17 protein-coding genes are annotated in these 15,222 nt (G+C 44.5%); 11 read left to right on the top strand and 6 right to left on the bottom strand.

Annotation, left to right across the window (positions count from 1 at the left end; genetic code table 11):
* Window positions 1-39: 39 nt before the first annotated feature.
* Together glnD and AC3CHU_RS03685 are read left to right on the top strand one after the other, a co-directional pair.
* On the top strand, window positions 40-2,661 hold the full coding sequence (glnD, locus tag AC3CHU_RS03690; RefSeq protein WP_488525088.1) for a bifunctional uridylyltransferase/uridylyl-removing protein GlnD: 2,622 nt from the start codon (window positions 40-42) through the stop codon (window positions 2,659-2,661).
* A 164-nt stretch (window positions 2,662-2,825) separates the two neighbouring features.
* The gene (locus tag AC3CHU_RS03685) at window positions 2,826-3,209 is read left to right on the top strand and encodes a DUF3461 family protein (RefSeq protein ID WP_488525087.1); all 384 of its coding nucleotides are present in this window, start codon (window positions 2,826-2,828) and stop codon (window positions 3,207-3,209) included.
* Window positions 3,210-3,336: 127 nt separating this feature from the next.
* Here AC3CHU_RS03685 and truC read toward each other — a convergent pair whose 3' ends face one another.
* Window positions 3,337-4,095 (bottom strand): tRNA pseudouridine(65) synthase TruC, encoded by a 759-nt coding sequence (gene truC / locus AC3CHU_RS03680; RefSeq protein ID WP_286294532.1) that lies wholly within the window; start codon window positions 4,093-4,095, stop codon window positions 3,337-3,339.
* A complete protein-coding gene (locus tag AC3CHU_RS03675; protein WP_488525086.1) occupies window positions 4,086-4,400 on the bottom strand; it encodes a YqcC family protein in 315 nt (104 codons plus the stop codon). The genes truC and AC3CHU_RS03675 overlap by 10 nt, the downstream gene beginning before the upstream one ends.
* An 87-nt stretch (window positions 4,401-4,487) precedes the next feature.
* Between AC3CHU_RS03675 and AC3CHU_RS03670 the strand changes: the two genes are divergently transcribed.
* Complete coding sequence (locus AC3CHU_RS03670; protein ID WP_488525085.1) at window positions 4,488-5,528, top strand: DUF3549 family protein; 1,041 nt, start codon at window positions 4,488-4,490, stop codon at window positions 5,526-5,528.
* Between the two features lie 98 nt (window positions 5,529-5,626).
* On the top strand, window positions 5,627-5,935 hold the full coding sequence (locus AC3CHU_RS03665) for a DUF3301 domain-containing protein (protein ID WP_019821602.1): 309 nt from the start codon (window positions 5,627-5,629) through the stop codon (window positions 5,933-5,935).
* Here AC3CHU_RS03665 and AC3CHU_RS03660 read toward each other — a convergent pair.
* Window positions 5,901-6,419, bottom strand: a complete 519-nt coding sequence (locus tag AC3CHU_RS03660) for a GNAT family N-acetyltransferase (protein ID WP_192889235.1) — start codon at window positions 6,417-6,419, stop codon at window positions 5,901-5,903. The two genes, AC3CHU_RS03665 and AC3CHU_RS03660, sit on opposite strands and share 35 nt — an antisense overlap.
* Before the next feature lie 768 nt (window positions 6,420-7,187).
* Between AC3CHU_RS03660 and AC3CHU_RS03655 the strand changes: the two genes are divergently transcribed.
* From AC3CHU_RS03655 to AC3CHU_RS03645, 3 genes are all read left to right on the top strand, one after another.
* Window positions 7,188-7,472, top strand: a complete 285-nt coding sequence (locus tag AC3CHU_RS03655) for a hypothetical protein (protein ID WP_017093239.1) — start codon at window positions 7,188-7,190, stop codon at window positions 7,470-7,472.
* A gap of 41 nt (window positions 7,473-7,513) precedes the next feature.
* Window positions 7,514-7,957, top strand: a complete 444-nt coding sequence (locus AC3CHU_RS03650; protein ID WP_004734361.1) for a YaiI/YqxD family protein — start codon at window positions 7,514-7,516, stop codon at window positions 7,955-7,957.
* A 117-nt stretch (window positions 7,958-8,074) separates the two neighbouring features.
* Window positions 8,075-8,815 carry a MipA/OmpV family protein gene (locus AC3CHU_RS03645; protein ID WP_488525084.1) on the top strand — a complete coding sequence of 247 codons (741 nt, stop codon included), beginning with the start codon at window positions 8,075-8,077 and terminating at the stop codon, window positions 8,813-8,815.
* A gap of 105 nt (window positions 8,816-8,920) precedes the next feature.
* Here the strand turns inward: AC3CHU_RS03645 and AC3CHU_RS03640 are convergent, their stop codons facing one another.
* The 3 genes from AC3CHU_RS03640 to AC3CHU_RS03630 form a co-directional block, all read right to left on the bottom strand.
* Window positions 8,921-10,507 (bottom strand): AbgT family transporter, encoded by a 1,587-nt coding sequence (locus AC3CHU_RS03640; RefSeq protein WP_488525083.1) that lies wholly within the window; start codon window positions 10,505-10,507, stop codon window positions 8,921-8,923.
* Between the two features lie 388 nt (window positions 10,508-10,895).
* Window positions 10,896-11,021: a type B 50S ribosomal protein L36 gene (gene ykgO, locus AC3CHU_RS03635; protein WP_010436457.1), complete on the bottom strand. Its 126-nt coding sequence runs from the start codon at window positions 11,019-11,021 to the stop codon at window positions 10,896-10,898.
* Window positions 11,021-11,281 carry a type B 50S ribosomal protein L31 gene (locus AC3CHU_RS03630; RefSeq protein ID WP_016800686.1) on the bottom strand — a complete coding sequence of 87 codons (261 nt, stop codon included), beginning with the start codon at window positions 11,279-11,281 and terminating at the stop codon, window positions 11,021-11,023. Before AC3CHU_RS03630 ends, ykgO begins: the two co-directional genes overlap by 1 nt.
* 123 nt (window positions 11,282-11,404) lie before the next feature.
* Here AC3CHU_RS03630 and tsaA point away from each other — a divergent pair, with 123 nt between their 5' ends.
* The 4 genes from tsaA to AC3CHU_RS03610 all read left to right on the top strand — a co-directional run bounded on the left by tsaA (window position 11,405) and on the right by AC3CHU_RS03610 (window position 15,221).
* Window positions 11,405-12,100: a tRNA (N6-threonylcarbamoyladenosine(37)-N6)-methyltransferase TrmO gene (gene tsaA / locus AC3CHU_RS03625; protein ID WP_171308078.1), complete on the top strand. Its 696-nt coding sequence runs from the start codon at window positions 11,405-11,407 to the stop codon at window positions 12,098-12,100.
* Between the two features lie 101 nt (window positions 12,101-12,201).
* Window positions 12,202-13,917: a proline--tRNA ligase gene (locus AC3CHU_RS03620; RefSeq protein ID WP_065205040.1), complete on the top strand. Its 1,716-nt coding sequence runs from the start codon at window positions 12,202-12,204 to the stop codon at window positions 13,915-13,917.
* Between the two features lie 224 nt (window positions 13,918-14,141).
* On the top strand, window positions 14,142-14,831 hold the full coding sequence (locus tag AC3CHU_RS03615) for a tellurite resistance TerB family protein (protein WP_428786355.1): 690 nt from the start codon (window positions 14,142-14,144) through the stop codon (window positions 14,829-14,831).
* Between the two features lie 186 nt (window positions 14,832-15,017).
* A complete protein-coding gene (locus tag AC3CHU_RS03610; protein ID WP_065205042.1) occupies window positions 15,018-15,221 on the top strand; it encodes a YaeP family protein in 204 nt (67 codons plus the stop codon).
* The last annotated feature ends 1 nt before the right edge of the window (window position 15,222 follow it).

Here is a 15,222-nt window from a genome sequence, read left to right as displayed (position 1 = left end):
TTGTTTACTATTCTCATTTGCTTGCACGGATAGCAGACTATGCCTTATCAATGTCCCCTTACGTTCAATGACGAACAAATTGAAATCTGCGAAATAAAAAATCAGCTCGAAATCTTCACGCAGTATCAAAAAAATGAATTTCTCAATCATCATCCAGTCACCGATTTGGTGCTGCTTCGTTCCGAATACATGGATTTGCTTCTCAATCGTTTATGGGAGCATTTTGGATTCAACAAACTGCCTCATATTTCACTTGTTGCGGTGGGAGGCTATGGCCGTGGTGAACTACACCCTTTGTCTGATATTGATATCCTCATCGTCTCGCAAAAAACACTGCCACCCGCACTGGGTGAAAAAGTCAGTCAATTCATTACCCTACTCTGGGACTTGAAACTCGAAGTCGGCCACGCGGTGCGTACCATTGCAGAGTGTCTTGATATCGGCACCGATGATTTAACCGTTGCCACTAACCTGCAAGAGTCACGCTTACTGTGTGGCAGCGAAGACACCTTTCAAGAACTTAAGCTAAAGATTCATTCTGATTCATTTTGGCCAAGTGAGACCTTCTACAAGGCTAAGATTCAAGAACAGAGAGAGCGTCATGCTCGCTACCACGACACCACCTATAATCTAGAACCGGACATCAAATCGACTCCGGGAGGGCTCAGAGACATCCACACCCTGAGCTGGGTTGCGCGTCGACATTTTGGTGCAACGTCTTTATTGGAGATGAGCAAATACGGCTTTCTAACCGATGCTGAATATCGTGAGTTGGTCGAGTGCCAAGATTTCTTATGGCGTGTTCGCTTTGCACTGCACATTGAACTGCGCCGTTACGACAACCGTCTCACGTTTGCCCATCAAGCTCAGGTAGCGGAACATCTGGGTTACAGTGGTGAAGGCAACCGTGGCGTCGAGATGATGATGAAAGAGTTCTATCGAACACTTCGTCGCGTAGCCGAACTCAATAAGATGCTGCTTAAGCTGTTCGATCAAGCGATCATCAATGGCGGTCAAACACAGGAAGCCGAGATTCTCGACAACGACTTCCAACGTCGAGGTTCATTAATCGAAGCGCGTAAGCCGGCTCTATTCCAAGCAAGACCAGAAACGATTCTCGATATGTTTATCCATATCGCGAATGACTCTTCTATCGAAGGGGTAAGCCCACCAACATTGCGCCAACTGCGAACCGCACGTCGCCGATTGAATCGCTTCTTGCATACCATTCCTGAAGCTCGTGACAAGTTCATGGATTTGGTTCGCCACCCAAATGCACTGCACAAAGCCTTTAGTTTGATGCACAAATTGGGCGTGCTATCGGCCTATTTGCCACAGTGGAGCCAAATTGTTGGTCAAATGCAGTTTGATCTGTTTCACGTTTACACCGTGGATGAACACAGTATTCGCCTACTCAAACACATCAACCGCTTTGGCCAAATAGAGAACCACGATAAGCACCCTATCTGTTGTGAAGTGTATCCACGAGTTCAAAAGAAAGAGCTGTTGATTCTGGCGGCTATCTTCCACGACATAGGTAAAGGCCGCGGCGGAGACCACTCAGAAATTGGCGCTGTTGAAGCTTACTCTTTCTGTATTGAGCACGGGCTATCAAAACCAGAAGCCAAACAAGTCGCGTGGTTAGTACAAAACCACCTGTTAATGTCAGTGACCGCTCAACGCCGTGATATCTACGACCCTGATGTCATCACAGAGTTTGCTAAAAAAGTCCGCGACGAAGAATCATTAGAGCTACTGGTGTGCTTAACCGTCGCTGATATCTGCGCGACTAACCCTGAGTTGTGGAACAGCTGGAAACGCACCCTGTTAGCCGAGCTATTCCACTCTACGCAGCGCGCACTACGTCGTGGCTTAGAAAACCCAGTCGATGTCAGAGACCGTATTCGTCATAACCAGCAAATGGCATCTGCACTGCTGCGTAAAGAAGGCTTCACGGCTCGTGAGATTGAGGTGTTGTGGCAGCGTTTCAAAGCTGACTATTTCTTACGTCATACACACACTCAAATCGCATGGCACTGTGAACACTTACTTCGCTTAGAAGATCCGAGCCAACCTTTAGTGCTTATCAGCCAAAAAGCGACACGTGGCGGCACAGAGGTATTCGTTTACTGTAAAGACCAAGCGGCACTTTTTGCGACCGTGGTTGCCGAGCTCGACAGACGCAACTTTAACGTTCACGACGCACAAGTCATGGTCAGTAAAGATGGCCACGTTTTGGATACCTTTATCGTACTGGATCAGCACGGTGAAGCGATTGATGAAGCAAGACACAAAGCCGTCGCTAAGCATCTAACTCATGTTCTGGCTGATGGCCGCCCAACTAAGATTAAGACTCGTCGTACGCCACGTAACTTGCAGCATTTCAAGGTGAAAACCTTAGTTGAGTTCCTACCGACCAAGAGTAAGAAACGCACCTTGATGGAACTCAGAGCCCTGGACACGCCGGGATTACTGGCTCAAGTTGGTGCAACCTTTGCTGAATTAGACATCAATTTGCACGGCGCTAAAATTACCACCATTGGCGAACGTGCAGAAGATTTGTTTATTCTGACCAGTGAAGCGGGAGGAAGGCTGTCTGAAGAGCAGGAACAAGCGTTGAGAGAAAGATTAACTGAACATGTTTCGGAACTCGCACCCTAAAAACAGAATCTAATCATCAAATAAGTGTGGGTAAAGATAGAGAGCGATCTTGCCCACAACTTACAATCAATTCCCATATATCAACTATCTAGCTCGTCGTTAGGCTGCTACATTGATCAAGTCAATTACATAAAAGTATTACATTCATAAACTAGAGGTCGCTTATGTATCCAAACCTCACTGGCTTAGGTATCCACGAACCTAAACAGATTGAACGTTACTCCCTTCGCCAAGAAGCTCACAAAGATATTCTTAAGATTTACTTCCGTAAACAGAAAGGCGAACTGTTCGCGAAAAGCGTCAAGTTTAAATATCCACGACAAGTGAAAAGTGTGCTTGTTAGCGGTGGCAACAATCAATACAAAGAAGTGACCGAGATAAACCGTAATCTCACACTTGTAATTGATGAGCTCAATAAGATCACCAAGCCGATTCCAACCGCAGAAGTCGATGTGAAACAGAAAATTCTTGCTGACTTACGCCACCTAGAAAAAGTGGTATCGAGTAAGATCGCAGAGATCGAAGCGGATCTAGAAAAGCTAAAATGATCCCGAGAATAGACAACTAACAACCACATTAGTTGTTCCACTCAGGTCACACAGACATTAAAAAGGGCTGATATCACTATCAGCCCTTTGTTTTTCTACTGCCTACGTTGACTAGACACGTGTGTGTTTACTTAGACAAACGCGCTTCCGTATTCACTAAGTGGGTATCCCACTCAAAGGTTTCAAACAACCTTAACCACGTTTCATCTAGATTGGCCTTCATCACCAACTCTTCTTTAGTAAAAGGGTGGATGAAACGCAACTCAGAAGCATGCAGCAACAGACGGTGCGAATCTAAATCATCACGAAACAGTCGGTTATGCTTACCATCACCATGTGAAGTATCGCCTACAATCGGGTGTCTTAGGTGAGCCATATGACGACGCAGCTGATGTTTACGTCCTGTCTTTGGCATCATCTCAACTAAGCAATAACGACTGGTAGGAAAACGGCCTGTTGAATACGGCACTTCGACTTTCGCTAACGGTTCGTAAACGGTGACGGCTTCTTGTGGTTCTTTATCTTCTTTCGCGAACTTGTCTGCGATCTTATCCAACTCGACCTTGAGTGCGTAATCGAGCGTATCGCCCTCTTCTATCCAACCACGAACAATCGCATGATAAGTCTTTTGCATCTCATGGTTGGCGAACATCGGCATCACCTGTGAAGCAACCTCACTCGACAATGCAAACACCAACACACCCGATGTAGGTCGGTCTAAACGATGCAGAGGAAATACGTGCTGACCAATTTGATCGCGCAAAGTCTGCATAACAAATTGAGTCTCGTGTTTATCCAACCATGAGCGATGCACTAGCATACCCGCAGGCTTATTCACCGCGACAAAATACTCATCTTGATAAATGATCTCTAACATTACGCGCATACCTCATCAATGCTCAGAATCGTCACTAGCAGTTCAGCTTTGTCTGCCTCACTTTTCCACACTTCACCAAAATAAGGATGAATCGCAAAGCCTTTCGGTAGGCTCATTTGGGCATCCATCATTGCGTTGATCTTTACGATAAAGATCCACTGCAACCACTCTTCCGGTTGTAGCGAATCAATCGCGAAAGGTTCAACACTTGCAAGCGCCTCATCCGAGGGTGGAAGCGTACTCCATAGAGAACATTGGCGCATTTGTTGTTCTAATTGTTGAAGTAAAAGAGGTAACTTTGTGGCAGCTGTCATTTTTCACCAAGTTATTTATCTAGTGACCTTGAAATTGGGGCATAGAGTACCATCTATTTAGGAAAGAAAGTTAGGAGCTTTATTACTATGGAAACCATTCACACGCTCACTCAGTTGCTAAAGAATAGCGGTTGCCAATACGACATCTACGACCTAGGTCGTCGTATCCAGAAAATCGACAACACCCTATTCTCTGATGTTGAGCAGGGCAAACAGCCATACCCGTTTCCACTTCAGAAACAAGCTCACTTAGCGATTAGCTACTGGAACGAACACAAGCAACCTTGGATCTGGTTTCTAAAATTCAAACTGGACGAGAGAGGCCTATTACATCAAGGCGATGTGGGTAATTTCCTTAAGTTTGTTATCGAAGCAATGGGCACGCGTTTGAACGGCGATATCAGCGAAGAGCAACAACAAAAGCTGTCAAACAACCCTTATACCTTCAAGCCTTCTGAAGACAAAATGGCCGTATTCCATAGCCAAGTAAGAGCAGGTTTAGACCTCGCGACGAGCCAATATTACGAGCACGCTCAACATTACTTCACTGGTGAGCTTGGTTGGGATAACTGGAAGACTGTTGGTCTACAAGGCATCACAGATATGTGCGCACGTTTAGGCAGCCAACAAAACGGTGTCTCGATTCGCAAAGCCATCAATAAACTGCCATCAGAACCGCTATACGCGACGTTAGGTGCGCTTGAGCATACACAAATCAATGACAAACTCGCGCAACGTTTACAAGAGCTTGCAGAGAATGAGATCGCAAGCAAAGAGCCTGATTTGTTCTTACTTTCAGCCTTGGTTCGTGCCCTTTCAGGTGCAGAACAAGGGATTGCGAATAACATCATTAACCAAGTTCTGGCTAGCCCGCGTCTAAGTCACCAAGAAGTGTTGATTGGTTTAGCGGGTCGCAGCTGGCATGCGCTACAAGACCCTGCGATTGCTGAGCAATTCTTGCTACGTCTCGCACAAACAGGTAATCAAAACCTGTTCAATCAGTTATTTGCAGATTTAGTGATGATTCCGACACTAAGAATGGTATTTTTACCCTTGTTGAATTCGAACCCATCACCTGAGCTCTCAAACGCATTAATTGAGTTACAACAAGCGGCTAAGTCGCAATAACGGATTGACGACTAATTCAAGAGCGGGTTTGCTCTATAGCTCGTTGAAATACGCTGTAATGACAATTGGAATAGAGATAAAAAGGAAGTATGGATTAAATGATAGATAACTTATTGGCTATTTTGTTTCTGTGCTTCTTTTGCTTTTTATTTTGGCAGCAGCGCAGGCAATCCGAGCTTGCGAAAGCTGCCATTGCGAGAAAGTGTAAAGAGCTAGACCTACAATTATTAAGCGTCGCTTTCAGTGGTCATAAACTTAAGATGCGCCATGAGCTAACGACCATTTGGCGCTGGCATACTGTGTACCAGTTTGAGTTTTCGGCATTAGGTGATGACCTGTACCAAGGAAAACTGACGATGGTAGGCTTCCGCTCTATGCGGTTTGAGCTACAGCCTCATAGAATGTAACGTCGCAATACGCGGTATAACTATATTCATGAAAAGGGCCAAACTGATCTTGTTTGGTCTCTTTAAATGCAAAGCCTAACTTTTCGAGTAACTTAATCGATGGGTTATGACCGACATTAACAGTCGCGACCACATTCGTTAAGTGCTCTTCAAAACACACCAAACTAAAGAAAGGTTTTAGCACTTCGCTAGCAAGGCCTTGATTCCAAAACTCCTTGTCTAGAATAAATCCCAGTTCATGCTTCCCTTCCTCAGACGAAACAAACAAATGTCCAAGATATTCGCGGGTCTGGTTATGGATAATGGCACGACAAAAACCGACGTTGTCGTTCAATATTTCTTGAAATAGGTGTTTTGCAGAGGCAATAGAGTGCGGCCCGTTCATTTCAGCACGATTAATGGGGCAGCAATTCAACTTGATAAAGTCGTGTTGTAGCTGTTCAGTATAAGGTACTAACAGCGTTCTTGAGGTTGCTATCGTCATAAAACACTCCTTGTGTTGACCATTAGCAGAAAAGCAGATGTCGCGCTCTTAGATAAAAGCTCCTGAATTAAAAAGAGCCCCTAGATAGAGAAAAGCCTCAGATAAAGAAAAGCCCCGACACCGAAGTGTCAGGGCTAGGGTCTTACTCGCAGCAGTCCGGCTACTAATAAATGCTCCATGCATCATCCATAATAGTGGCTGTAATCCTTCAGCTCTTTCCTTTACTTCGCCGTCCTAGCGGTGTCCAATCATCCTGAAAGCTAACAATCCTAGTTAGCGCACATCACTTGTTCCGTGAGCGGTGTCCTTTACATCGTCCTGATGCTAATCCAACCCTTTAAATCCTAAAGGTGTCCATTGTCATTCCGTTGCAGCTAACTTCCTGTTAACTGACTGTATCCCTACAATGTCCTTACGCTCCATGCTTGACTACTCAATCCTAAGTAACCAAATCTTCATCCTGAAGATAACCAAATCCTTGGTGCTTTCCTGTTCCGTGTCAGAATCCTTCCGACAAGGTTTAATTTACGCGATTTAGGATTTCGGACAATAGATTTGCATCACATTTTGAATTCAAGAAAGTTGTTAATTATATAAAACAATTAAAATTCAAACACTTGGTTATATGCATATCAATCTCTCTAGAGAACTATTTGTGTTATCTCACAGCCTTTGTAAGAGATCTCTCACACGCGATGGGCGGTTTTATGATTCGCTATCATTCACTGGAGCGAGTAAAATGACAAAATACTAAAAATGGAGGTCTACATGCTAACAAAAGATGTGTCTGAAGAGTTGAAATCAGTGCTTGAAGGACTGCAAGCACAAGGGAAAGAGCCGACTGTTGCTTTAGTTAAAGCTCGTATGAGCACATCGGTGCCGATGCCTGCTTTGATCACAACCATCAAGAGCTGGAAAAGTGCGAATCGTGTACCTAAAGTAGAAGTCGCGACACAAGAAGAGCCGGCACTTGATCGTGTTAGCCAACTGGAAAAGCAAATCCTTGAACTTACCGCTCGCGTTGCCACGCTTGAAGCCAAGTTAACTGAGTAATAAGTTAACCGATAAATAAGCTAACAGAGAAATAGAACACTATGAAGATATGGGTTGATGCGGACGCTTGTCCCAAGGTTATCCGAGAAACAATCGTACGCGCAGCTGAACGCACAGGGGTCGAATGTACCTTTGTCGCGAACCATTTGGTTCCAGTTCCCAAGCGTAACAACATTCACTCAATTCAAGTCCCAAGCGGATTTGATATTGCAGATGATGAAATCGTAAAACGCACTGAACCCGGCGATCTGGTGATTACCTCTGACATTCCTCTGGCTGATGAAGTGATCACCAAAGGTGCGCTTGCTTTAAGCTCTCGCGGCGAGCTTTACACCAAAGAGACCATTAAAGCGCGTCTCAACATTCGTGACTTTATGGATACTATGCGTTCAAGTGGTATTCAAACTGGCGGACCAAGCACCCTTTCTCAGACCGACCGTCGTGAGTTCGCAAACCACCTCGATCGCTTGCTAGCTAAACGTTAACAGCAGTATTTGAATGACGACAACTTTAGAAGTCACCTCTTAATCGCTGTAGCCCCGATGAAATTTTAATCGACATACTCCGTTCTTGATATTTATTACAATAACGGAGTATTGCTTATGATTCGTCGAATCGCCCTCTCGCTATCCATTCTTCTTGGCAGCACCCAACTTTCTTTTGCCGATAAACACTTTGCTGATCAAGAGTACGGAATCATCGGAGGCAGCATCACCTATGGTGAAAGTGTTTTCTCCACTAAAAGTGCCCCTCAATTTGGCGCGACACCCAACCTATTCTATTCAGGTCCGAAAGGTTTTATCGATGGTAGCTTAGCCAATTGGCAACTGCTGCCTTACGTGGGGCTATCTGGAAATTGGCGCTTTGCTGAAGTGTCAGACACTTTTGTGGACCTACCTAATGGCATTCAAGACAGAGATGGTAATGGAGAGCTGGGGATAACCTTAGGAACAGTAGGCGTACGCCTCACCTACTTACACGATGTGACTTCAGAACATAGCGGCTACGAAGTTCAGCTTCACTTAGGCAGAACATTAGAAACCTGGACGCAGCCATTCACTATTACTCCCTACTTAGAAGTCGATTATCGAGACAAGAAACTGTCCAATCATCTGTATGGTATTTCTAACACCGAATCTTCTGCCTCAGGGTTAAATCAGTTTGATGCGGGTTCGACGTTTGTTTATCAAGCGGGGTTAATCGGGCTCTATGAGTTCACGCCAACTTGGATTGGTATCGCTCGAGCAGACTTGATTCATCACGACAGCGACAGCGCGTTGATACAACGAGACTTGGGCTGGTCATTCGAACTAGGCGTTACCTATCGGTTTGCGGGATTGTAAGTTTACTGACTCAAACAAAAAGAGCCTGCATCAATGCAGGCTCTTGGGTATATCGTCTTATATTCAGTTAATAAACGAATCGAAATGTTCGCCTATCACAGTTCTCTAAGGCGTGTAGTACGTTGCAGCGCCTGGACCTACTGGTAGACCGAATACGAATACCCATAGGTAGAACAAGATGCTCCAACCGAACATGAATACCATTGAGTAAGGCAACATTGTCGCGATCAGTGTACCGATACCAAGGTTCTTCATGTAGCGAGTCGCTACGGCAAGGATAAGACCGAAATAGCTCATCATTGGTGTAATGATGTTGGTTGTTGAATCACCGATACGGTAAGCCGCTTGAATCGTTTCTGGTGCATAGCCTACTAGCATCAACATTGGAACGAAGATTGGTGCTGTTACTGCCCACTGTGCAGACGCTGAACCGATCATCAGGTTAATGAAGCCACACATTAAGATAAACGCGAAGAACAACATTGGACCCGTTAAGCCAATATCTTGTAAGAAGCTAGCGCCACCTACAGCAACGACTTGACCAAAGTTCGTCCACTTAAAGAAAGCAACAAACTGTGCAGCAAAGAAGACAAGAACAATGTACATGCCCATTGAAGACATAGACGTCGCCATTGCATTAATCACATCACGGTCATTCTTCATTGAACCGGTAACTTTACCGTAAACAAAACCAGGAATAGCAAAGAATACAAAGATAAACGCGACGATACTTTTCAGGAATGGAGAGCCTGAAATCGTGCCCGCCTCTGAACGTAGAACACCATCAGCAGGAACAACAGTCCAAGCTAAAAGCGCACTGACGATTAATACTGCAACACCCGCAAACTTAAGGCCTTTCTTCTCAGTATCATTGAGCTTACCCATTGAGTCATTTGAAAGGTCTTCAGACGCGTCTTCGTCGTTGTATTTACCCAGCTTAGGTTCAACAATCTTCTCTGTTACAAATGCACCGGCAATCGAGATAAAGAAGGTCGAAACAAACATGAAGTACCAGTTTGATTCAGGGCCAACAGAGTAAGAAGGATCAAGCATTTGTGCCGCTGTTTCTGTGATACCAGAAAGCAGTGGATCAACCGTACCGATAAGTAGGTTGGCAGAATAACCACCAGAGACACCAGCAAATGCAGCCGCTAAACCTGCAAGAGGGTGACGACCTAAAGAGTGGAAAAGCATCGCTGCAAGTGGGATAAGAACTACATAACCAAGCTCAGATGCAGTATTCGAAATAATACCTGCAAAGACGACAGTTACTGTCACCATGCGCTGAGAGGCACCCATTACCATGCCGCGCATTGCAGCAGATAAAAGACCAGAATGTTCAGCAATGGCTACACCTAACATGGCAACAAGCACGGTGCCTAAAGGAGCAAAGCCAACAAAATTTGTAACGAGATTTGTAACGATAAGTTGTAGGCCTTCTGCATTAAGCAGGCTTACAACGTGGATCATACCATCAGCAGCACGACCACTAGCACCTTCGGGACGAGGGTCCATTACAGATACTTCAAAGTAACCAGCAATACCTGAAGAAACTAGGATTGCGACACAGAAGATTGCAAAAAGAGTGATTGGGTGGGGTAAAAGGTTCCCCAAATATTCAACGCTGTCTAAAAAGCGAGTGAAAATAGGTTTCTTTGGTGCGTTGTTTTTTATTGAAGCAGATGAACTCATCTGTTCCCTCCTTGTGTAGTGATTCCTGTGCAATTGTGACAAAGATGTTCAAATTGCCAGCGAAGGGTACGCGACAAAATTATCAATTAGAAATTCAAAATGTTACAAAATGTGTAACAAACGACTACTTTTAACTCCATTTGAACAATTAATTAGCAAATAAATCTACATTAAATACAAAAACTAGATTTATAATTCACAACTACACATTCACTACAGATATAACTGATGATATAACTCATTGATTCATTTAAAAACAAAGCACAGCGTACTTTAAATAAGCACTCAATATTCAGCAAGGTTCCTCTCGAAGGAAAAGAAAAACAGACAAATGAATGAAGTTTGACTTTCCCCTCGTTTTTACACACGTGTCACATCATATTGACGGTTATTTTTGAACCGCTTTAAATCTTGGATTGGATTTACAGATCACATAGTGACGCCCTCTACGCTTAACTATCTGGCAATCAGGGTGACGGCTTTTCGCACTTTTAAGTGATTTAACAACTTTCATTATTTAGATCCCTTACCTAATTGACCAAAGCGACGAGTAAAGTTAGCAACACGTCCCTCTTTATGTAGCACTCTCTGTTTACCCGTATAGAAAGGATGCGATTTTGCAGACACTTCAATCGTGAAATAAGGGTAAGTATTGCCATCTTCCCATTCGATAGTACGTTCTGTTTTCAACGTTGAGCCAATCAAGAAGTACTCATCAACACTGGTGTCGTGGAACACCACTGTGCGGTAGTCAGGGTGGATATTCGGTTTCATTGTATTTCCCTAAATATTAAATTGATACGTTATAACATATCAAATGATAATTATTATCAAAAGAAAAACAAGCGATTTTATGATATTTTTCCGCCATAGATCGTAATTAGAGAACGTCCACTCATGTACTCCATTGAACCTATTGGCTTTATAGAGTCTCCCTATAAAGAGAAGTTCGCGGTACCCAGGCAGCCTAGATTGGTGCCAACATCCACCTCAAGAGTCAAGTTGGTTGACGCAGCAAACTGCCTTGAGTCTGTGCGAGATATTGAGCAATTTAGCCATGTGTGGTTGTTGTTTTTGTTCGATAAGAACCTTGAAGCAGGCTGGAAACCAACAGTGAGACCACCTCGCCTTGGCGGGAATGAACGTATTGGTGTCTTCGCGTCTCGTGCCACATTCAGACCGAATGGAATAGGCATGTCTGCAGTTGAACTCAAAGGGGTATCTCAAGAAAAGGGACAAACTTGGTTGGACTTAGGCAGTGTTGATCTCGTTGACGGCACACCTATCATAGACATCAAGCCTTATATCCCCTACTCGGATTCGATTCCCGATGCACTAGGAGGGTTTGCCGCCGATGAACCTGAAGTGTTAGATGTGAGCTTCTCGCAGCAAGCCCAAAGTAAGCTGTCTGGTCACCCACAGGCGCGCCATATCATTCAGGTGATCAAAGAAGTGTTAGGCCAAGATCCACGACCCGCCTATAAGAAAGGCAAGCCAGACAGTAAAGAATATGCGGTAAATTTGTTCGATCTTAACGTGAAATTCGTTGTTGAAACGCTTTTCATCAATGTTACCGACATTGAACGCTTTTGAGATCCCAAATAGGCTGATATTATATACGGCTATATCAGATTTGCTGTCGTCACTAACTGCAGCAAGTTTTCTTTTATCAATGATGAAACGGATACCATAGAATGCGTACCAGTAACTACCTTCTTTCTACTCTGAAAGAGACTCCAAACGACGCAGAAGTTATCAGCCACCAGCTGATGCTACGTGCAGGTATGATCCGTAAGCTAGCTTCAGGTTTATATACTTGGCTACCTACTGGTCTACGTGTACTGCGTAAAGTCGAAAATATCGTTCGCCAAGAGATCGATAATGCAGGTGCCGTTGAAATCTTGATGCCCGTAGTTCAACCGTTTGAGCTTTGGGAAGAGACAGGCCGTTCTGAAAAGATGGGTCCTGAGCTACTTCGTTTCACAGACCGTCATTCTCGTCCGTTTGTTCTTAGCCCAACAGCAGAAGAAGTGGTAACGAGCCTAGTACGTAACGAGATCAGCTCTTATAAACAGCTTCCTCTAAATCTGTACCAAATCCAGACTAAATTCCGCGATGAACGCCGCCCTCGTTTTGGCGTAATGCGTGCACGTGAATTCTCTATGATGGATGCGTACAGCTTTGATATCGACAAAGAAGGCTTAGAAAAGTCTTACCAAGCGATGCACGATGCTTACTGTAAAGCATTCGACCGCATGGGCCTTGAGTACCGTCCAGTATTGGCAGACTCTGGCGCAATCGGCGGCAGCGGCTCTCAAGAGTTCCACGTTCTTGCTGAAAGCGGCGAAGACCTAATCGCTTTCTCTTCTGAGTCTGATTACGCAGCGAACATCGAGAAAGCAGAAGCACTAGCTCCAACGACTGAAGCGGCAGCGCCAACTCAAGAGATGGAACTTGTTGATACGCCAAACGCAAAAACAATCGCAGAGCTTGTAGAACAACACGGTCTAGCAATCGAGAAGACAGTTAAGACTCTATTCGTTAAAGCATCTGATGAAGTAGAAGCAAATATCATTGCACTGATCATCCGTGGTGATCACGAACTGAACGAAGTGAAAGCAGAGAACCTTCCACAAGTTGCTTCTCCGCTAGAGATGGCTTCTGAAGAAGAAATCCGCGCACTTGTTGGTGCAGGTCCTGGTTCACTTGGCCCTGTTGGTCTAGAGCTACCATTCATCGTTGACCGCTCTGTAGCAGTAATGAGTGACTTCGGCGCTGGCGCAAACGTAGACGGTAAGCACTACTTCGGCATCAACTGGGGTCGTGACGTTGAGCTTGCTCAAGTTGAAGATCTACGTAACGTTGTTGAAGGCGACCTTAGCCCATGTGGTCAAGGTACTATCCAGCTTAAGCGCGGTATCGAAGTTGGTCACATCTTCCAACTAGGTAATACTTACTCTAAAGCAATGAACTGTAACGTGCTTGGTCCTGATGGTAAGAGCGTAATCCTAGAAATGGGTTGTTACGGTATCGGTGTTTCACGTGTTGTTGCATCGGCTATCGAGCAAAACCACGATAAATTCGGTATCACTTGGCCAGATGCACTAGCACCGTTCCAAGTTGCTATCGTACCAATGAACATGCACAAATCTGAGCGCGTTAAAGAAGCCGCTGAGAAGCTATACGCTGAATTAACGGCTATGGGTATCGAAGTTTTATTCGATGACCGTAAAGAGCGCCCTGGTGTTATGTTTAAAGATATCGAGCTTGTGGGTATCCCTCACACTATCGTTATCGGTGATCGCAGCATGGACGAAGGTAACTTCGAATACAAAAACCGTCGTACTGGTGATAAAGAAGTTATCGCAATGGACACGGTTATCGAGCACCTTAAAGCTCAACTAGCTTAGTAATTAAGTAACTGAATAAGTCTGTATTGACTAAATAATTGGTTACTCGCTAGATAAACATTGAAAGGCTGCCATTAGGTGGCCTTTTTTGTGCCTGTCATTTCGCTTCAAACTCCCTTCTATTTATCAGTAGAGTAAATAACGTAAGTTAATCCCCTGTTCATCTTTAAATCCGTATATTGGTGTCATCAACTTTTTGGACATGCTCACCATTGGAGGTATCGATGGATATCAAAAGCTTACTGAACCAAGCACTTAAATCAGATCTCGTTAAACAAGGCACTCAGAAACTTTCACAAGGGTCTTCAAGTTTAAGTGGCCTAACTCAAGGCAGCAATGGCAAGAGTATCAACAAAAGCACGCTCGGAGCCTTCGGTGCAGGCGCAGTTGGCGGAGGACTCTTAGGTGCGTTAATGGGCTCGAAGAAAACCAAGAAAATGGGTAAGAAAGCCGCTGGTATTGGTGGCGCAGCAGCACTTGGCGCTCTCGCTTACAAAGTCTACAACGACTATCAGTCTAAACAAGGCCAAACACCGAATGCCGAACAAGCTCAATTTGATGAGAACGACTCAAACCATAGTGTGCTGATTCTAAGATCTATGATTGCTGCGTCCAAAGCCGATGGTCATGTCGATGAGGAGGAGATGGCAAAGATCGAGCAAGCGGTCGAAAATATGGGCGCGGACTATCAACTGACTAAACTGGTCTCTGAAGAACTGCACAAGCCACTCGACCCAAGTGAGATTGCTCAGCTCGCAACTTCACCTCAACAAGCGAGTGAGATCTACTTAGCCTCTTTGATTGTGGCTGACGAGCAGAATTTTATGGAGAAGGCCTACCTCAGAGAGTTAGCTAAGCAACTCAACCTTGCAGATGAAGTTACTTATCAACTTGAACAGCAGATATCTGGTTAATCATTAGATACTAAGCGACTCGTAAAGAACGACTCAAATGGCAAGCTAGCAAAGTAATACATTGAGCATTAACAGAATGAGATATTGAGCAAGAACAAACTAACTCTGAACTTAATCAGATCCACTTTGTTTTTGCTTATCTCTATGTGTATATTGAGATCAGTTATCATTTGGTTAGGTATAAAAATGAAAGTATACGATTGTTGTGATTTGGTGCGTGCACTGTATTCTCAAATTGGCAGTGGCGACCAAGGCTATATCCCTAAAGCGATCACCTGCGCGGTAAAAACATTGAATGACCTTGCTGCAGATGAATCTCTTCCTAAAGAAGCACGTGATCGCGCTGCATTTGCCGCAGCCAATCTGCTGATCTCAGATTTCGAGGACTAAT

This window comes from Vibrio sp. QJM3NY_39, assembly GCF_057785895.1.
Note: the sequence above shows the minus strand (reverse complement) of the source record. Positions and strands in the feature narration are given on the sequence as shown.